We start from the raw sequence: 20,631 nt of genomic DNA, 5'->3' as shown, positions 1-20,631 counted from the left end.
TTTCTCATTATTGTCATTGGCTCCTGAAGAAAAATAAGATTCCAATTGTGTTATGTTTGCTATTACTAATTCAAGTGTAAATAAATACATAAACTAAAAACTTCAATATGAAATCCTAACTGAACCGCTTATAGAAATTGCATAAAGTAAAAGAATTTGGTTTTTTATGGGTACCGCCACATCGATATCAAGCTAAGACTTTAAAGTACCCCCTAAACGATAATTTTGTGTTTTTTACAGCGCCGAAGTTCATTTTTATCGTTTTGGGGCAACCTTTTCTGTTAGGTTGATAGATATGGGAGGCTAAGTCATAAATGTTTTAAAAAGAGCTCGTTCTATCTTTTCTGTACGAGAAACAAGATGAATTGACCTCGTATTGTGGAAATCTTTGATGGGTACAGAACAAAGAGATAAATGACCTATGTCTTCTGAAATTGTTCGAAACACGCTCTTACTTTATTTAATTGATTCATTCTTTTATAAAAAAGTCTGTTCATTTCTATGATCCCTCTTCCATTAAAGTACCCTATAAATGAAAATTACTCTTTATGTTTTGTTAGACCTTCTGATAAACATTCGATCATCTTTTTCATCATCTTCGAAAAAGTCGGTTCTCCAATCTCTTGACGATGTAATGGAATAAGTATGGTTGTCCGAAAAAGGCCAATAAGTACTTCGGGATCATCTTCTGTAACACCTTTTTCCTGTAAAAATTTCACAAACTCTAAAGAACTATTTAAATCTTCCTTTGCATGTTTATCTAGAAGTTCCTTAGGAAGTCTTTTCACAATTCGATCATATTCACCTCTTTGATAAAGACTTTGTAAAAATGAATTTTGTTCTATAGTTTTAAAAGATAATTCAAAGAAACGAATTAAAAGTTCTTTTGGCGGTAGAGACTCACACATAATTTCTGAAATAATTGTACTTTTTATTTCTTCCTCTTTTCGCAATACTGCGTAAAACAATTCTTCTTTTGATGAATAATATGAATAAAAAGAACCCTTTGCGATTCCACATGCATTTACTATGTCATCAATACTAGTTTTAGAGAATCCATATTGAATAAACAGTTCTTTACTCTTAACGAGAAGATTTTCATGTATCTGTTTTCTCTGCTCAGATGAAATTCTTGCCATAATGTATCCCCACCTATTTTTATTTGACTATTTATAGACATTTAGTCAAATATCTGATAGGTTTATTTTATTGAATTATTTGTATTTTGTAAATACATAAATGTTAGCTGTGATAAAAGGTCAAATTATACCAAATAAAGGGGAGAAGACATGGCAAAAAAAAATAATATATTAATTCATGGATTTGTTGCACCGGGATTTGAACTGGTAAAGGATGAGTTCATTAGAAACTTTAGTGAGAGAGGGGAAGTTGGAGCGGGCTTTTCTGTATACATTAATAATGAAGCAGTCGTTGATTTATGGGGTGGATATCGAGATCGACAAACTCGTGCGGAATGGGAAAAAGATACACTTGTTCAAGTGTTTTCAGCTACAAAAGGTTTTGCTGCATTGGCTTTAAGTTTAGCGCATTCGAGAGGTTACATTAACTATGATGAGAAAGTGTGTTCATATTGGCCTGAGTTTGCTCAGAATGGAAAAGACAAAATAACCGTTAGACAGCTCTTAGCACATCAAGCTGGCTTGTCACCTCTCAATGAACTTAAAATTGATATGTTAGAAGACTTAGATACCTCTCGTCTATCAAATTCCCTTGCTGCAAGCAAACCTGCTTGGGAGATTGGGAAAATTCAAGGCTATCATGCCTGGACAATTGGAACCTTAATTGGAGAACTGATTAAAAGAACAGACCCTAAACATAGGACCCTAAAAGATTTCTTTCAAGAAGAAATCGCAGAACCACTAAAAGCAGAGTTTTATATTGGTCTTCCTAAAGATATTTCTGAAGAGAAAATAACAACTATTGAAGGAATAAATCACCCCATTCAATTACTTAAGGGGATGACAAAGTTACCTATAAAAATGTTACTTAGTTTTCTTAATACAAAGTCATTAGTAGCTAGAAGTTTAGTAGATCCAAAAAAATTCGTAGCAAATGATAATTTTAATCATCGTCCTATTTTATCTATAGAATTCCCTTCTGGAAATGGTGTGGGGCAAGTAAGAGCAATGGCAAAAATTTATGGTGCTTTTGCTAGTGGTGCAAAAACTCTCGGATTAAGGGAAGAAACAATAAATGAATTAAGGAAAAGGGCTATCCCTCCGACATCAGGGTATTATGATCATGTGAATTGTATAAACATAGCCTATTCTTTGGGATTTTGGAAACACTTTTCAAATATGAAATTCGGGCGAAGTGAAAGCTCTTTTGGTCACCCAGGCGCAGGAGGATCATTCTGTTTTGCCGATCCAGATGAAAAGTTAGGTTATGCTTACGCGATGAACAAACATGGATTTGGCATGGCCAATGAACCAAGAGAACTTGCACTAAGAAAGGCTTTATACAGTTGTCTATGAAAAAATTAAAGATACGTGAAAATAGTTAGGGATATTTTCATTTTGTATAGTTTTTTGGCTATGAATAGTGGAGTAAATATTAAGTATAAAGCGAGCCATCTTTTTTCTTAAAATGTGGGCGGTACGCCTTATAATAAAACCTATAATATTATTATTTTTCGACGTACTGATAAAATGAAACATCATAAAGAATATGTAGCAATGATAGAGGAGAGTATGATGTACCCAATTGGACAAGTAGCTAAATTTTTAGGTGTATCCAGAGATACCTTAAAATTTTATGAAGAAAAGGAATTAGTAAAGCCTAAACAAAATATTGAGAATGGGTATAGAAAATATAATCATTTTGATATATATGATATAACAACAGTAAATTTCTATAGAGAAATTGATATTGAAATTAAAAAAATCCAGGAATTAAGAAAAAGTAAGAGTATAGAGGGAATAAAATCATTATTAGAAGAGAAAGAACAAGATGTTTTAGAGGAAATAGAATATAAAAAGCTTCTTTTAAAAAAGCTTCAGGTAGTAAAAGAAGATTGCGAAAAAATTAAACAATTCTTAGGAGAATACACAGTAAAAGAAATGAAGCCTTTAGAAATAAAAGGGGAAATAGAACATTTTACTGCGTATGATGAATATGAAACTCTAAAAAAGAACACAGACAGCTTAAAAAAAGCAGTTACTCTAACATCATTAAGGAGAGTGATAAGTTTCAATGAAGTGGGTATTATAGAAGATAAATTTATAATTGTAAGAAAAGTAGAAGACTTTGATAAAGAAATAAAAGGTGAAATTCTATCTCATCCAAAATGTATTTATACAGTTATTGAAGATGGAAGATGGTCAACTGATGGGAAAAGTATTGATCATAACGTAGAAGCTAGTTTAAGAAAAGTAGCAATAGAAAAAGGGTATGAACTGTTGGGGCTAGTTTATATAAATCTATTACTTACCACTTATGAAGATGGACTTGAACGTATATTTTTAGAAATTTATGCACCTATAAAATAATGCAGATATGTATTGACCTGTGAGTAACCCCTAGGTTTAAGCTGAAGGTATTAGTAAATATGAGCGTCAATATATTTACGAAATACTTAGTTTGAAGCGGGGATTATGCATGAATAGAGAAAAGAAACTAAAAAAACCAGTAACAAGTTTTATTCTATTAACCAATATCATTTTTTTGCCACTTTTTTTTCTTGTAGGGGTCATAAGCATGTTAGGATTTCCTGCATGGGTCTTTGATGTAATGTTCTGTATATCATCTTGGTCCTCAACCTTTGCTTTTGCAGCGCTATTTAAAAAAATCTATCCTGAGCAGAGTTTTATACAATTTGTAAAATATAAATTCAAGAATAAACTTAAATTTTCTGTGATTCTTACCGTGAGTATGATTCAAGCCTTCATATTTTTGATGATTTTGTTTCTCGTATCTAATAATAGTGAAGTAGACTCTATTTTTACTATATCTTCATGGGGAATACTGATCTATTTCTTTTTTAAAAATTTTCTTGCAGGGCCACTAGGAGAAGAAATAGGGTGGAGAGGTTTCGCTCAAATTGAGCTTCAAAAGAAACATTCGCCTTTAAAGGCTTCGATAATCATAGGATTTTGGTGGGGGATGTGGCATCTACCTATATGGTTTACTACAGGGTTTGTGGGCATTGATTTAATCAAATATATTCTATTCTTTATGATTTCAATCATATCCATTAAGATCGTCATGACAGCATTTTATAACTTGAATCAGAATTTAATCATCCCAATCATCATCCATCAATTCTTTAATTTTTTTATTGGCATAATAAATGGAAACTTAATAGATTTAATCATGTATAACGCAATTTTTTATTTAGCAGTAGCAGTTTTAATCATCATTATAAATCCAAAGAAAGTATTGTATGGAAATATACCTTAAGTTGATGGGCATGTGGTGCTACCCCATCACTATCAAGCTAAGCTTATGCAAAGTCAATTTTAGGTGAGATTGTTTCTTTTTTCTAAAGGGCAAGTGTAGGTGATTGAAAGATTTGCATACGAAATAAACCCTAACGGGTTTCACTTTTTTGAATTAAGCGGCTTGATTATCAGACATGGTACAATTGTAAACGACACCTAATATATCAAAGACTGTTTTCTTCTCATATCGATGAGATTTTCTCCCGTTTTGCTGTAAGAGGTTGAACAGGCGAATTAAAATCTTTGATAGCTCTTGGGTGTCTTTCTGTATAGCTTGGAAAAGAAGAAGAAAATAATCTTTAATCATATATATGGCCTTATATTCACTCAGTTCTCGTTTCTTCTTCATAAGAAGTAATTGCCGCATTTGAAACATGGTAGAAGAACAGAGTAGAATGGCAATCAGTTGTCCATACAAATGGCATTCCAATCGTTCTCGTTTTATCTTTTTACAATGATGAATATGAAAGAATGATTTCCATGTTTTAAATAAAATCTCGATTTGCCAACGTCAAGAATACCAATCATGTACTTGTCCCATCGGGACAATATCTGTAGGGGTGTTTGTCATATATACATTGATACCACTGAGTCGTTTACTACGAGAAGAATACTTCATTCCTTTCTTTTTCTCTCGAACAGCTTGATCTTGTAGACGTTTTTTTTGTTGTTCTTCTGTAAGTCGATGAACAATCACACGAGTTGGTACTTTATCAGTCATTCCTACATAAGCGTTGGATATTTCACATGTTTGTCCTGGTTGAAGAGAGTTCATTAAGATCTCCATATCTATCTGTATATACTCTGTACCTTTCTTGATTCTTCCATCTTGAAAATAATCGGGATTGGGATTTTTTTGATAAATACGTGTATTCGACTTGATACGAGAGATATAGTAAGCCTTTTTATCTTGTATATGTTGAAGATCTTTCAAATGAAAATAACCTAAATCTCGGATACATAAATCATTCGCTGTTACAGTTGGGGCACACAGAGAACCGTAGGTTCGATCATGTTGTTTACCTGGACCTGTATGAATATGTAGGAACTGTCCACTTAATAGATCATACTCAAGTTGGATCTTTATCCCCGCCGTATGGCTGCATCCTCCTGCACCCGGATAAATGAATGCAAAGGGATCTGGAAGTTGAAATGCAGTTGAGTCTAAAATACGAATACGCTTGAAAACAGAAGTATATGGAGAAGAAATCGGCATAGACGAGACCAATTTTTGGTTTAGTAGTTCAGCTAATATGTGTTGTAAAAATTGGACGGCCGCTTTATTAAATCGTTGATGCTTCCAAACAGCTAGATAACTGAGTTAAAGAAGTCGTAGCGACATTTTGGCTCACCCATACACATAAAGCGACTAAATCCTTGGCTTGATACTTACTGGTTCGTTGTACAAAACCAACATCTCTAGCAAGATCTCGTAAGATATTTGGAGATAAAAAGCTTTGAATCTTTTGAGCAAATAGTTGTAGTTCATCAGATACAGAAATAGACATACAAAAACGCCATCCTTTCCTATGATTCTACAGAAAGAATAGCGCATTTTTTCATTTTAGAGGGTATTTGTATTGTTTATTTTGATTGACCCTTAAGAACACATTGTTAGTTAGTATTTTAAAAGCTGGTTTCTAAGAGACCAGTCTTCACTATTATTTCACTCCAATTCTGCAGCCATTTCATCCATTACAAGTTTCATTAGGTATAAAAATGTTGCTTCCTATGCAAATTTCTCCCTATACTATTCTTTCGATTTTCGTAACTAATATTTTTTTCGATAATAAATATGTAAAAGGTATCGCAGTCAGTGATGCTAGGAAAGGTGAAATTATTTCATTTAAACCTACTAAGTCAACTAAAATATAAATGCCGATAGTTGTAACTGCAATATTAACAGCATATGTTAATGGGAATTGTAAAAATTTCTTTAAAGTCGGTTTTGTTTTGTAAGTAAAGTACGTATTCAGAAAAAAAGAACCTATTATGCCTATTACAGTAGCAATAATATGTGCTGATAAATAATTTAACCGTATTAATTGGCTTAATAAAAGATAGAATATGTAATAATTCAGGGTATTTGTGCATCCCACTAAAATAAAACGAAGCACTTGTTTATTAAACACTTTCAATTTAATCTTCTCCCTATCTACAATTTAATTAGTCCTTTATAAACTCAATATACTAATACACACTGAGAAATATCCAGGGCTATAATTAAAAACAAACTTTTTGATTTTCCTTTATTTTCTAGATACTATTATATACTAAATGGTTAAATTAGGTACATTCCAAATTTAATTTTCCAATATACAGGAAAAACTCTACAATAGGAGGCAGTTTCGTAGGAGGGTTTTATAAATCATTGAGAAGTTACACACAGACAGCCAACTTTTTTTATTACAAGACAGTCTAAAAATTTCGTTCTGGGGGTTGCAATAAATCTTTAGCTTGATAGCGATGTGGTGCGCCCCCATGCCCATCAAGCTAAGGTTGGGTATTCCATGAACTTCCGTTCTTGTTACCTACATGCTTGATATTTTGTTTATTTGTTTTTAAAAATACGCATTCCAAATAAACCTTAATAAGGTGTATTTTTAAAAGTTATGCAATTTTCTTATTTAGATTGGATATAGTGCACTGATAAACAACGCCTAAAATATCAAAAACTGTCTTTTTCTCATATCGATGGGATTTCCGTCCGTTTTTCTGTAAGAGGTCAAACAGACGAAGAAAAATTTTTGATACTTCTTGAGTGTCTTGTTGTATAGCTTCATATACTAAGTACAGATGATCTTGAATCATATAAATTGCTTTATATTCACTTAATTCTTTTTGTTTTTTCTGTAGTAACAGCTGTCGCATTTTGAACATAGTGGAGGAACAAAGAAAAATAGCGATTAACTGTCCATAAAGATGACATTCTAGACGCTCTCGCTTAATATTGTGACAATGATTGATACCAAAAAGAGATTTCCATGTTTTAAATACAATCTCTATTTGCCAACGTAGAGAGTAAATCTCGTGAACATGTTCCATCGGAACAATTTCCCATGGGATGTTGGTAATATAAACATTGATTTCTGTTAAACGTTTACTTTTTTCAGAGTATGTAACCCCTTTTTTCTTTTCAACATAAGTTTGCTGTTTCCTACGTTTATGAACTTGAGTTGATGTGAGTCTATATATTACAACCCGTGAGGGTAATTTTTGTTGTCCGACATAGGCATTCTGAATTTCATAAGTATCTCCTGGTTTTATCTGATGCATGACATGTTCAAGGTCAAGTAAAGCATATAAAGATTGCTTTTTTACTGTCCCATCCCGAAAGAATTCTGGAGATTCATTTTTCACATATACTCTATTATTTAATTTCAACTGTGAAACATAGAATACCCCTCGTTGATCCATCTGATCTAAATCTTTTAGAGAAAAGTATCCTAAATCTCGGATACATAAATCTCCTGGTCGTAAGGTATCCAAACATTCTGTACCAAAGGTTTTATCATTATTTTTACCTGGTTCCATTTGAAAATTGAGGAATTTCCCACTATGTAAATCATACTCTAGTTGAATCTTAATACCAGCTGTCTGTGCACATCCTCCTGAACCAGGATAAATAGAAGCTAAATGATTGGGTACTTGAAAAATAGTAGCATCTAAAATACGTATACGTTGAAAATAAGAGGTGTATTGATTTGAGATTTGAGACGAATCGTTTAATTTGCTTTTGATTAAAAGGGAAAATACACGTTGTAGAAATAAAACAGCACATCGGTTAAAACGTTGATTAAGTCCTTCTGGACTTATAAGTGTAGCTGTATTTGCATAAAGCTGACTACATAATCGAGTAAGAGAATCGCTTGCTACCTGTTGACTGATCCAGATACATAAGGCAGCCAAATCTCGTGCGCCATACTTACTTTTACGTTTTACAAAACCTGTCTCTTGTGCGAGTTGTTGAAGAATATGTGGAGATAGATATCGCTGTAGTTCTTCAGCAAACAAATGAAACTCATCTTGAATCGATAGATTCATACAAAAAACGCCATCCTTTCTGTATATTTCTACAAAAAGAATAACGCTTTCTATGAATTATGGGTATAAATTCATCTTAGGTTGATAGTAATGTATGGTGGCCCCTAATAATAAATTACTAGCCACGTCTTCTCATTAATTTTTTTACAACAAAATAGAACACAGCAAGAGCCACTGCAGTAATAGCAAAATATTTAATATAGGGTCCTGCTACTTCATTTATATTCTCCCACTTTTCACCCAGTTTCCAGCCTAAATATACAAATAATGCCGACCAAGGAATAATTGCAAGTGTAGTAAGCGTAATAAATCTAACATGTGACATTTTAGCAATACCTGCAGGTATTGAAATAGCATGGCGTACAAAAGGAATGAAACGTGCTGTAAATATTACACCAGTTCCATAACGATTGAACCATGCTTCCGCATGATCAATATGCTTTTTTTGAATGAAAATATATTTTCCATAACGCTCAAGTACTGGTCTACCTCCATAACGACCAATCCAGTATATAAATAGTTGTGCTATAACTCCACCAATTGTACCGAATACAACAGCACCGAAAAACGATATACTTCCCGATGATACTAAATATCCAGCATAAGCTAGCACAATTTCACTTGGGATTATTTCAATCATTAGTCCAAGCATAACTCCCCAATAACCAAGTCCTTCTAAAAAAACTAAGATTGAATGGATTAAATTACCTAACATCTTTACATCTACCATATACAAAATTTTTAAACATACTAAAAAAATAAAGAGATACCTTATTCCGGGTACCTCTTTATTTTACATAATATACAAATTATTCATAGTAAAATATGATAAAGATTTCTTTGTTATGTACTGGTCTTCTTTTACATAGCACCCATTATCAGTTGTAAAACAAAAAACTCATTCCTTCTAGGGTTAGTACTAATGTCCATCAAGCTAATACTTTGAAGTCTCCAAAAAACGTAAAATTTTATTATTTTATAGTTATTTATGAGAATTCAACTTATTTTTTTCGTTTTGGGGAACAACCAATTTCTTAAGTTGATGGGCATGTGGTGCTCCCCCTAGTAGGGGAAGTGTCAGTTTTTTTGTCATAGCCCGCATAGAAGCAAAAAGATTTTATCGTGAAAATGAAGAACTTGTGAGTGTAGAATTTGATGTTTTTTTTGATGCGTATGATCATTTAGATCAAGAATTAAAACAAGTTATTTCAAAAGAAGATAAAAATCCTTCATTGCTACATACCAGACTTGATAAATTTCAGCAGAAAATTGAAAATGTAAATGACTTAATAAAAGTATTGGAAAATGCTCGTTAATAAATGTTTTTCTTTATTAAATAGAAATTACGCATTAAAAACACCTTAGAGATAATGCGTATTGCGAATGTGAGAATGGTGTGCAGATTGGTTACGAATAGAATTACTGATACTTTTTACGAGAGAGCACTTACTGAGGAGTGCTCTCTTTTTATTAATCAAATAACAAGAAAAAAAGAAATTCAAAAGAACATTGCTACTGAGATTTTATATTCACTGTTGGATACCGGTGTACCTGTATACCTTATGTCAGCTACATGTGATTCAGCTTGGTCCTTCCATGTCACTCAAAAATCCAATCAAAAAAAGAGGGTGAAGGCATTTTTTATTGAAGTTTGTTTATATTAGCTTTTTAATCTGTTAGGGGGGATCATAAAGTAGAATATTAATCTCTTTGATAATTTTAATTTTCCTTATAGAACATGGCATGCTGTATTAAAAAATCTTAATTTTGAAGGGAGAATTAATAAATATGAGCACGAAAAAGAAAATAGGGAATAAGTTATTACTTGTCAGTGCCATTTGTGCAATAACTATTCCTTCAGTTTCATATGCGGAGGAAGTAATTTCACCTAAAAATTTCGCGAGTTCTTCAAGTTTGTATGAGGGACGGAATATGGATGTATTGAAATCAAGCTTATATCCTGGTACATATAAAAATCCATTCTATCACCAATTTATTTCGACATTAAAGGAAACAAACACAAATATAAAAAAAATAGGCAATACTGACGATGAAAACCCTGTTATAGCTACTACCCTTTCATTTATCCGTTATCTGGATACAGAAGATTATAAATCTGCAATTGATTTAACTTCTCGATCATTACAGAAAATAATATCCGAAGAATGGCTGAAGAGCTATTGGAAGGGACTCCCTGTGCAATTACAAGCAGGTACTTTTATGGGAATTGGAGAGGTAACACAAAAAGAGACAAATTCCGTTCATACAAATGTAGAGATTAAATTAGCCTTTGAACAATTTACAGTACCTTTACTAATTAGACTAGATCCATCTGGAAAAATAGATGATTTTCAACTTAGCATGTCGTATAGTCCTGTTGCAGAGCGTCCATCATATAGTAAGCCTGAATCATTCATTGATAAAGAAGTAGTAGTTGGAAGTGGTGCGTTTCCATTACCAGGAACATTGTCTGTTCCGAAGGGAAAGGGTCCTTTCCCAGCAGTTATTCTTGTGCAAGGATCTGGAGCAACCGATCAGGATGAAACAGCGTTTGCTTTAAAACCATTTCGCGATTTGGCTGAAGGTCTTGCCTCGAAAGGAATTGCTGTCCTTCGCTATAATAAACGAACTTATGAACATGGATTGAAAACACAGTCCAGTCCTTTTTATACAGTTGATAAAGAGACAACAGATGATGCTCTTCTTGTGACTCATTTTCTTCAAAATGAACCTATGATAGATAAGAATCAAATTTATATTCTTGGTCATAGTCAAGGTGGAATGATGCTTCCGAAAATGATTGAAAAAGACCAAAATCAAAATATTGCTGGGGCAATCGTGATGGGAGGACCAGCCCGTACGATCCAAGATGTTGTTTTAGATCAATTTGAGTATCTTTTTTCCGTTGGAGCAATGAAACCGGATGAATATAAATTTTACAAATCGCAATTTGAATTATTAAATGATCCCAATTTCTCTAGTCAGAATCCTCCAAAAGATTTTTATTTAGGATCAGCAGTATTTTGGGATTCTATTCGTAAAATTAAAGCAGCAGAAATGTCAAAAGAACAAAAGACACCGCTTCTTATTATTCAAGGAGAAAGAGACTATCAAGTTCAATCAAAAATCGAAATTCCTCTTTGGAAAGAACAATTAAAAGAGCGAGATAACGTTGATTATCGACTATATCCAAAGTTAAATCACTTCTTTACAGAAGGAGATGGGGAGTTAAGTAAACCGGATGAATATTATAGTCCTGCTAATATCCCTGAGTATGTTATAAATGATATTGCTGCTTGGGTGCAAGGAAGATCGAAATAAAATTAGCAACCATATTTTTTAATAGAGGTCACGATACATGCCTATTAACTTAAGAATAGAAATTAAATGGTTTTTGTTCAAAGAAACTAAATAAAGGGGTGTTCTTTATGTGTACCAGTTTGACATTACAGACCAAAAGCGGTCAGCATCTTTTTGCAAGAACGATGGATTTTACATTAGATTTCAATCAAGAAGTAATAATAGTTCCTCGAAGTTATCAATGGAACAATATAACTGGTGAAACCATCGAGGCGAAACAAGCTGTTGTAGGGATGGGGATTAACCATCAAGGAAGGATCATCCTGGCGGACGGAGTAAATGAATCAGGTATGACATGTGCAACACTCTATTTTCCAGGATTCGCAAGTTATAGTAACAGTATAGATGAAAATCAAACGAATCTGGCTCCATTTGATTTTGTGGCATGGAGTCTCACACAATTCAATTCTGTCGAAGAATTAAAGAACTCTGTAGATAGTATTTCCTTTTTGGATGTACCATTACCTGTTTTAGGGGTTACTCCACCGCTACATTGGATTTTAGCGGATAAATGGGGAGATTGTATTGTACTAGAGCCGACAACTGAAGGACTAAAAATATATGATAATCCTCTTGGGGTAATGACCAATAGTCCTGAGTTTAACTGGCATCTACAAAATTTAAGACAATATATCGGTCTTAAATCGCAGCCATATGCGCCAACACAATGGGGGGATGTACTATTAAGTGCTTTTGGACAAGGTTCTGGTTCGATGGGGCTCCCTGGGGATTTCACCCCACCATCAAGGTTTGTTCGGGCAGCGTATGGCAAACAAAATATTCAAGGTATAGATAACGAAGAAGAGGGCATATCGGCCATTTTTCATATCTTATCAAATTGTGAGGTTCCAAAAGGTGGAGTAATAACGGAAGAAGGTACATTAGATAATACCATTTATACAAGCGCAATGTGTATGGAGTCTGGTACATATTATTACCATACCTATGATTGTAGGCAAATTATAGCTATTCATTTATTTCATGAAAATTTAGATACAGATGAAATTAAAACTTATCCGTTCCAGCGGAAACATAAGATATTTTATGAAAACTAATCGGATTTGGAATAACATAAAAAAAAGAAAACTTAATTAAGTTTTCTTTTTTTTATAGGCGATACGACAATACAAAAGTGGTCCAATGAAATTCAATATAAGAAAAATAACAAGTCAATATATTTCTAATCATTTTAGGTGAAGGGTATGTGATTGAGATGAATAATACATATAATGAAAAGACACATACATCGATTAAACAATCATTTAATAAGTTTTCACCAAAAGCTCCTGCCTTTTATGGTATTAAAATTAATATTCATACAGTTAAAAATCTAATTAGAAATTATTTGAACATAGATTGCTCAATGAGGTTAAATTTTATAATCTCCAAAAAATAGAATTATATAAAAAATTACATATTGTAATTATTAAACCTAATTTTATTGAAAATTGAAATATTAAGCAATATTCCTATTGCTATTAAATTGACCATTAAAGAACTTCCACCAAAACTAACAAATGGAAATGGGGTACCAGTAAGAGGGAATAGTCCCGTAATACCACCTAAATTTACAATGGATTGCATACCAATCATACATCCTATACCAATTGCTATAAAACTTCCGAATGGATCTACACATAGTTGTGCAATTTTTAAGGAACGAAGAACGATAGTTAAAACCCCTGCCAATACAATAAATACACCAATAAACCCTAGTTCTTCAGAAACTATTGCCATTATAAAATCAGTATGTGGTTCTGGAAGATAACCGGTTTTTTGAATGCTATTTCCGAATCCACGTCCAGTAATTCCTCCAGAGCCAATGGCAATAAAAGAATTTACAAGCTGATATCCTTTTCCTTGCGCATCAACAAAGGGATTGAGAATTGTAGTAATACGTGTCTTTTGAACTTCTGACAAGCTAAATTGAATTAAAAAGTATAAAAAAGGTAACCAAAAAATAGAACTGATTATAATTCTTTTAATTAATAGATTTACATTTATTCCAGAGCAAAGAAATATGCTAAAACCTATACCTAATATTAAAAGTGCAGATCCTAAGTTTGGCTGTTTATAGATTAGAAAAAAAATTGCAGCTAAAAAAAATAAAAGTTTTCCGCTACCACTCCAAATCTTTTTAGCTTGTTCTTGTCGTAATGCAAAAAAACGGGCTGTTACAAGTATTGTTCCTAATTTAAGAAATTCAGCTGGCTGTATTCCAAAGATCCATGATTGAGCATTATTTACCACTTTTCCTTTCCACAAAACCATAATTAATAAAAAAATTCCCCCAACCATAATACAGATAGAGACTATTCGTTTTTTCCATATTTCATATGGGAGAATAGCACAAACTATTAACCCTATTGTTCCTAAAAATAGCTTTGTTAATTGAGAATCAACAAAATGCCTACTGTTATAACCGTAATGTTGAACAGCAACAATGGAGCTCGCGCTATACATCATGATAATACCTAAAGTACATGTTATGAATAGAGGGAGGAGCAATAGATAATCGAGTTTTAATATTTTTTTCATTTTAATATCCTCCTGATTTACATTAACACTTAATATTACATTTGCTAATGAGTAGAAACTTGTTCTCATCAACTACTAAATAGTATTTTTGTTTTGAAAGATTCTATCGCTTACACCCAGTTTTCTTACGCAAAAATCCCCCCTAGTTACATACTAGGGGGGATTTAAATTGGCATGACTAAATAAAGCTTTCCTCCCCCTAGTAGAGCTTTGGCACTATACAACGTAAAGTAATGGAAATTGATTACTTAGCTATCTTAAGAAGAGCCTTAATCCGACAATTCCTGTTCTACCCATTGGCGTCTTTCGACATTTTTGGGCAATAGCCTGTGTTTGTATAGGAGCCTCACCTAACAGGTTTAGCAATATAAATTTTATGTATTTGTTTCGTGTAGCCAGCATAAATATTTTTTTTTTGCTTGTCAAGTAAGCATATTGCTAATTTTATATTTTTTACTGTTTTATGAATTTTGAGAAATAATAGGAGGAAATGTATTTAATCATCTCGTATAGATACATATTTTCAGCCTGTAGTGTATAATTTGATTGAGTAGTTTAACCATATAAATTTGATAAACAGTAAAGAAGATTTTAATCATAAAATAAGATTTTTGAAGAATGTTCTTTTGAAGTACGGTATGACTAATGATTCAACTCCTGCTATAAAGTTACAAATTGATCATAAACAATAAGTTTCCTATACGAAATTTCATATATTTTATAACGTTTCTTCGAACTAATTGTATTTAAATTTTATATCTTTTAAGTTGAATTTCAAATTTACAATAGAATTGAATTACATTTCTCTAAAAAAGAATGTATTATAAATCGAATCGAAAGTTAGTTGACAAATATTAAATTCTGGTTTAAATTTTGAAGTAATTCAATAATCTTTGTTAGGTGAGGCTCCTGTATAGAGAAACGCTGCTGCCCAAAAATGTCGAGAGACGCCAATGGGTCAACAGGAACGGTCGGATTAAGGCCCTTTTTAATGTAGCTGGTTATAAAAACCTATGCTATACAGTGCTAAAACTCAACGAGGGAGTGGTATACGATTTGATAGAAAGGCACCTCTGGGATTTTTGCAGAGCTGTCTTAATAATCATTTATTTGTATTGTAAAAAACCTTTACTCCTTTTTGAGTAAAGGTTTTTTTGTTTAATGTTATTTATTTTTATCTTGTCTATATTCAAAAAGGAGGTAGTTCTAAATAATAAATTGATTGCAATGTAACTATTAATGCTCTAATAAAAATTTTAGACAGATAAAATAACACAAAACCACTCATGAAACTCTAGAGTCTCCCTTAGCAATATAAGGAGGAGTTAACATGAAGAAATTATTAAATGAATTACTTGTAACCCAAAATAATTTGGATGCAGAGAAAGTTTTACGTCATCCGTCGTATGATGTTGCGCAAGAAGTAAAACGGTTTTCAATTGAAGATCAAGTCATATTACTAGATAAGATTCCTGTATTAAAAAGCTCAAAAATCCTTCAACATTTGAGTACAGAAGAAAAATATAATATCTTAATTCACTTATCTGAAAACAAAGCTAAAAAGTTACTAGATTTACAACCGATTGATGAAACAGTAGATCTACTTCTAGCGGTTCATCCGGAAAAACAAGCTAAATTAATGGCGTATTTAAATAAAATTACAAAACATAATGTAAAAAAATTAATGGCTTTCAAACCTGAAACGGCAGGAAGTCTTGTCACAAGTGATTTTGTTGCAGTTAGAGGGAATTGGTCAGTAAAAATGACATTGAAGTACATTAGGGAACATTCTGAAAATGTAGAATCAATATCTTATATCTATGTTCTTGATAGTCATGGTTATCTTAAGGGAATCGTTTCCATACATGAGTTATTACTAGCAGCAGATGAAGAGATATTATCTACTATCATGATTCAAGAGGTAATTTCAGTACACGCTGAAGTTGATCAGCAAGAAGTTGTAAAAAAGCTACTGAATTATAATTTAGCAGCATTACCCGTAACAACAGCGAAAAATGAAATGATTGGTATTATAACATTTGATGACGTAATGAATGTTATGGAAGCAGAAGCTACAGAAGATATCCAAAAGTTAGGCGGAAGTGAACCGTTAAATCAATCTTACTTTGAATCTAGTATTTGGAGCATTTTCTTCAAACGTCTACCATGGTTATTGCTTCTTTTTGTTGCTGAAGCATATACAGGTACAGTACTAAAGTATTTTGAAGACGAAATTGAAACAGTAGTTGCCTTAGCTTTCTTTGTACCGTTATTAGTAGGTACTGGAGGAAATACAGGAACACAGGTTGTAGCAACAATTACTCGTGCAATCGGTATTGGAGAGGTGAAATTTAAAGACATTTTCCGTGTAATGAAAAAGGAACTTGCAATTGGCATGCTTCTCGGACTTGCACTTGGGGTAGCTGGGCTCACTCGTGCTTATATGCTAGGAGTTGGAACAGAAGTTGCACAAGTTGTAGCAATCACTTTATTATTTATTGTTATTTGGGCCTCTATTGTTGCAGCTGTTTTACCCTTGATTCTGAGAAAATTAAAATTAGATCCTGCAGTCGTTTCTGGTCCATTTATTACAACATTTGTTGACGGAACAGGATTAGTAATTTATTTCATGGTTGCAAAAACGTTATTAAATTTGTAAATATACACTGAAATAAATACGAAATGTAGAATAAGTATTTTGCTTTGCTTGCAAAGACATAGTGGGGAACTCGGGAATGAGGGAAACAAACACTTTTGTCTTTAGGAAAATAATATCTTAAAGGATTCATTGAATGTAATTAATGCCGGAGGAGAAACCTATGAAACATCTAAGAAAAATCTTCAAACGAATTTTGCTTCTTTTTTCTATTTTCATGCTTATTGGCATAGGAATATTATTTGGTACTAACTATGGCCGAGATCTTCGTGTAACAATTGCTGGGAGTATACTAACTTCTCAGCATCCACAATATGCGAAATATACATTCCTATCCCAAAAGGAACTAGATAAACTGCAAGATAGAATTAATCATCCAAAATGGTCAAATAGTGATGAGGCTATTTATAAAAAAATAGCAGGAAAAAGATTAGAAGAATTAAAAAATCAGCCATTAGAAATTGATGTAGAAACAATTAAAAGTAATAAAGATAGTCGTTTTCTTTTCGAAGGAAAGTTAATTACCATTAGCAATCCCTTCAATGTTAAACTTGTTAGCCATCAAGGAACACAAGGAGCTAACAGGGGAGAAAAAATTAGTGTAATGGCAAAACGTAATCATGCACTTGTTGCTGTGAATGCAAGTGGATTTGCTGATGAGACAGGAAGAGGTGGAGGAAATGTTGCAACTGGAATAGTAATAGAAAATGGAAAAGCTATTGATACAAATATAGATAAAAATACCCCTACAATTATTACCGGTTTAACAAAGTTTGGACAAATGATAACAGGAAATTATTCTACCCAACAACTTTTGGATAAACAAGTCGTTTCAGCAGCAGGATTTATGCCACAGTTAATTGTAAATGGAGAAAAAATGATCACAGAAGGAGACGGTGGTTGGGGTTCTGCTCCACGAAGTATTATGGCTCAAAAAGAAGATGGCACAATAATGTTTCTAGTGATAGATGGTAGACAAACACATAGCATAGGAGCCACGTTAAAAGAGTGTCAAGATATTCTATATGAAAAAGGAGCAATAAATGCAATGGCAATGGATGGAGGTTCTTCTGCTACGCTATATTTAGGAGGAAAGGTTATAAATTCACCTTCTACATTATCACATGAAGATCGTTATTTACCAAATACTTGGGTGGTAACAGCAAACCAAAAACAAAAAATAAAGATGACAATAGATGGGAAAAAAATAGATACTAAAAAATCAGATGAATTTGATGCAAATATTTCAACTGATTTATGAATTCTTAAATAAATGAAGGATTAATTAAAGTTTAAAAACTAACATACAAAGAGTGTAATTAAAGAAAAGCGTAAAGAGATACTCAATTATATGGAAAATCTCCAAGAAGTTAAAAGAAGGATAAATAATGTATACAGTTTACACTCATATTCAATTATATGCTTTTAATCTTATAGTATTTGCTACAGCTATGTGAAATGGACAACCTGTAAAAATAATTGTTGTGATCAGATGAGTAAAGATTAATGCGCAGAATGAATTAGTAATCATACCTGAAAACATTTCATCAAACATCAAAGCAACACATTAGTCGCTTTGATGTTTGTAATGATAAAAGGGTGATAAAAAACATAAACAATAGGTGTATCAAGCAAAGGGATAATACACCCTAAAACTACATTGTTAAACAACATGCGTCGTCGTGTAGTATATCTTATTTATCTTTAATTATTTTAGGTTCAGTATTACATCTTATAGATCGTTTTTTCTATGATTTCCTAATTTCCAACTCTCGTCTTTTTATTCAATCATAATTACTATTTTAAGGATGTTAAAGTAACTCCAATACTAAACGTAAAAGGAATAATAAAAGCATGGCATTTTGTGTCACTCTTTTTACACTTCATAACAAATAAGGATAAAAGAACAAAGTAAGTTATGCTTTAAACCTTTACTGATGGGAGAAAATGTTTGTATAGACCCACACACTTATTATTGGGTAATGTATGAAAGAAATTAAAATGATGAGACATAGACTTATAACTACACAATTGAATTAAACAATAATATTTTGAAACAAGAGTAAAGTTAAGGTGGGGATAACTATGAATGCTAACCAAAAAACGTCCTTATTGGCAGCATGGATTAGTGTAATTAGCAATATATTTCTGACTCTCATCAAAATTATAGTCGGTTTACTTTTCAAAAGTCAGGTATTATTAGCCGACGGGATTCATAATGCTGCCGATGTTGTAGCATCCGTAGCCTCATTGGGATCAATGAAAATTTCAAACCAGCCAGCTGATGAAGATCATCCTTATGGACATGGTAAAGCAGAAGTTATATCATCAGGAATTGTAGCTGTGATTTTAATTTTAGCGGCTTTATTTATGGCTTATGAATCAATAAAGTCATTATTTGAACCAGCGACAGAACCCCATATAATTGCTTTTATAGCAGCGATTATTTCATTAATATGGAAGAAAATTTTATATGTATACACAATACGAATTGGTCGAAAAACAAGCAGCAAAGGGCTTATAGCAACTGCTTATGATCATCTTGCTGATGTTTATGCCTCAATTGCAGCTGTAATTGGAATTGGTATTGCTTTGATAAACAATATCTATTCCATTCCATATGCAGCATCTGGGGATCCTTTAGCCGGTATTATCGTTTCCTTTTTCGTATTAAAGTTAGCGATTAGTATGGGGAAAGAATCAATATATATATTAATGGAAGGTGGTATTCATACCGAGAAATGTAGTGAATATAAGAGAATAATTCAGGCCCATCCTTTTGTAAAAAGAATTGATAGAATGCGCGCACGTGATCATGGTCACTATGTATTAATTGATATTAGAATTAGTGTCCCGGCACATTTAAGCATCCAGCATGGACATGATATTTGTAGGGATATAAAAACTACTATTATAAATCAGAACCCAGAAATATATGAAGTACTAATTCATTTAAACCCATGGTATGAGGAGAAGTAGGTTTATTTAATTATAGATAGATATAAGTAAGTAGTTAAACCGTCCTTTTTAGATATTGGAGAATTGGTCGACTTGTATAATGTCCATAATTAAAAAACATTTATAGTTATGAGTACAATACATCTCAAATACATTATTTATAGAAGAAAAAACGTCCTATTAAAATATAGGACGTTTTTATCTATGATTTACTAATTTCCCAACCTTCGCGTATTTGGGGTTCAGCCGAGATACGTGTAAAAATGGGTCAAAGACTGGATTTTATTTCCATCATTGATTTTTCAGCTGAAAATAACTACCTCACGTTAAACAAAAAGCCAATTTCCTGTACGCTAAGGAAATTGGCTTTTTGCTCAGCTAGTTATTTAGGTTATCTCCAATCCAATGATATAAATTCATATTCTTGAAAAGAAAAATCAGAGATTCATCACAAGTTATTAGTTTTTAATTAGTAAGAAAATCATTAATGAAGAAACACTTTTGCTTATAGGGGTACCGCCACATCGCTATCAAGCTAACAAAATAAAATCCCCCCTAAAATGAAAAAATACGCTATTCTTTCTGTAGAATCATAGGAAAGGATGGCGTTTTTGT

The 20,631-nt window shown here is 32.5% G+C and carries 13 protein-coding genes, 3 pseudogenes and 2 riboswitches; of the genes and pseudogenes, 10 read left to right on the top strand and 6 right to left on the bottom strand.

All coding sequences use genetic code 11. The annotated features are described in order from the left end of the window. Positions 1-539: 539 nt before the first annotated feature. A complete protein-coding gene (locus ABH960_RS28560) occupies positions 540-1,139 on the bottom strand; it encodes a TetR/AcrR family transcriptional regulator (RefSeq protein WP_404449798.1) in 600 nt (199 codons plus the stop codon). A gap of 150 nt (positions 1,140-1,289) precedes the next feature. On the opposite strand from ABH960_RS28560, the gene ABH960_RS28555 reads away from it, so the two are divergent. From ABH960_RS28555 to ABH960_RS28545, 3 genes are all read left to right on the top strand, one after another. Further along, complete coding sequence (locus ABH960_RS28555; RefSeq protein ID WP_404449796.1) at positions 1,290-2,495, top strand: serine hydrolase domain-containing protein; 1,206 nt, start codon at positions 1,290-1,292, stop codon at positions 2,493-2,495. A 219-nt stretch (positions 2,496-2,714) separates the two neighbouring features. Continuing rightward, positions 2,715-3,509: a MerR family transcriptional regulator gene (locus ABH960_RS28550; RefSeq protein ID WP_404449808.1), complete on the top strand. Its 795-nt coding sequence runs from the start codon at positions 2,715-2,717 to the stop codon at positions 3,507-3,509. A gap of 109 nt (positions 3,510-3,618) precedes the next feature. Beyond that, positions 3,619-4,419 carry a CPBP family intramembrane glutamic endopeptidase gene (locus tag ABH960_RS28545; protein ID WP_404449794.1) on the top strand — a complete coding sequence of 267 codons (801 nt, stop codon included), beginning with the start codon at positions 3,619-3,621 and terminating at the stop codon, positions 4,417-4,419. Positions 4,420-4,572: 153 nt separating this feature from the next. Here ABH960_RS28545 and ABH960_RS28540 read toward each other — a convergent pair. The 4 genes and pseudogenes from ABH960_RS28540 to uptA form a co-directional block, all read right to left on the bottom strand. Next, positions 4,573-5,968, bottom strand: a pseudogene (locus tag ABH960_RS28540) (IS4 family transposase). A 237-nt stretch (positions 5,969-6,205) separates the two neighbouring features. Then, positions 6,206-6,598, bottom strand: a complete 393-nt coding sequence (locus tag ABH960_RS28535) for a GtrA family protein (RefSeq protein WP_404449792.1) — start codon at positions 6,596-6,598, stop codon at positions 6,206-6,208. Positions 6,599-7,070: 472 nt separating this feature from the next. Further along, complete coding sequence (locus ABH960_RS28530; RefSeq protein WP_404449790.1) at positions 7,071-8,504, bottom strand: IS4 family transposase; 1,434 nt, start codon at positions 8,502-8,504, stop codon at positions 7,071-7,073. A 118-nt stretch (positions 8,505-8,622) separates the two neighbouring features. After that, entirely contained in the window at positions 8,623-9,219 is a 597-nt protein-coding gene (gene uptA / locus ABH960_RS28525; RefSeq protein WP_003203054.1) for an undecaprenyl phosphate transporter UptA, read from the bottom strand. 382 nt (positions 9,220-9,601) lie between these two features. On the opposite strand from uptA, the pseudogene ABH960_RS28520 reads away from it, so the two are divergent. The 4 genes and pseudogenes from ABH960_RS28520 to ABH960_RS28505 all read left to right on the top strand — a co-directional run. Further along, positions 9,602-9,820: pseudogene (locus tag ABH960_RS28520) on the top strand (hypothetical protein); the annotation flags it as partial. Positions 9,821-10,292: 472 nt separating this feature from the next. Beyond that, positions 10,293-11,825, top strand: coding sequence for an alpha/beta hydrolase (locus tag ABH960_RS28515; RefSeq protein ID WP_404449788.1), 1,533 nt, complete (start codon positions 10,293-10,295; stop codon positions 11,823-11,825). A gap of 107 nt (positions 11,826-11,932) precedes the next feature. Next, positions 11,933-12,919 carry a choloylglycine hydrolase family protein gene (locus ABH960_RS28510; RefSeq protein ID WP_404449786.1) on the top strand — a complete coding sequence of 329 codons (987 nt, stop codon included), beginning with the start codon at positions 11,933-11,935 and terminating at the stop codon, positions 12,917-12,919. A 158-nt stretch (positions 12,920-13,077) separates the two neighbouring features. Further along, a pseudogene (locus ABH960_RS28505) lies at positions 13,078-13,158 on the top strand (serine hydrolase); the annotation flags it as partial. Between the two features lie 116 nt (positions 13,159-13,274). Here the strand turns inward: ABH960_RS28505 and ABH960_RS28500 are convergent. Next, positions 13,275-14,402 (bottom strand): FtsW/RodA/SpoVE family cell cycle protein, encoded by a 1,128-nt coding sequence (locus tag ABH960_RS28500; RefSeq protein ID WP_404449784.1) that lies wholly within the window; start codon positions 14,400-14,402, stop codon positions 13,275-13,277. Between the two features lie 188 nt (positions 14,403-14,590). Beyond that, positions 14,591-14,767, bottom strand: a riboswitch (M-box (ykoK) riboswitch). A gap of 520 nt (positions 14,768-15,287) precedes the next feature. Beyond that, positions 15,288-15,455: riboswitch (M-box (ykoK) riboswitch) on the top strand. Between the two features lie 277 nt (positions 15,456-15,732). Here ABH960_RS28500 and mgtE point away from each other — a divergent pair. From mgtE to ABH960_RS28485, 3 genes are all read left to right on the top strand, one after another. Beyond that, the gene (gene mgtE / locus ABH960_RS28495; RefSeq protein WP_404449782.1) at positions 15,733-17,061 is read left to right on the top strand and encodes a magnesium transporter; all 1,329 of its coding nucleotides are present in this window, start codon (positions 15,733-15,735) and stop codon (positions 17,059-17,061) included. A 160-nt stretch (positions 17,062-17,221) separates the two neighbouring features. Beyond that, positions 17,222-18,319 (top strand): phosphodiester glycosidase family protein, encoded by a 1,098-nt coding sequence (locus tag ABH960_RS28490; protein ID WP_078205576.1) that lies wholly within the window; start codon positions 17,222-17,224, stop codon positions 18,317-18,319. Positions 18,320-19,143: 824 nt separating this feature from the next. After that, entirely contained in the window at positions 19,144-20,037 is an 894-nt protein-coding gene (locus ABH960_RS28485; protein ID WP_404449779.1) for a cation diffusion facilitator family transporter, read from the top strand. The last annotated feature ends 594 nt before the right edge of the window (positions 20,038-20,631 follow it).

The organism is Bacillus sp. RC252 (genome assembly GCF_044909215.1).
GTDB classification, from domain to species: domain Bacteria; phylum Bacillota; class Bacilli; order Bacillales; family Bacillaceae_G; genus Bacillus_A; species Bacillus_A mycoides.
Note: the sequence above shows the minus strand (reverse complement) of the source record. Positions and strands in the feature narration are given on the sequence as shown.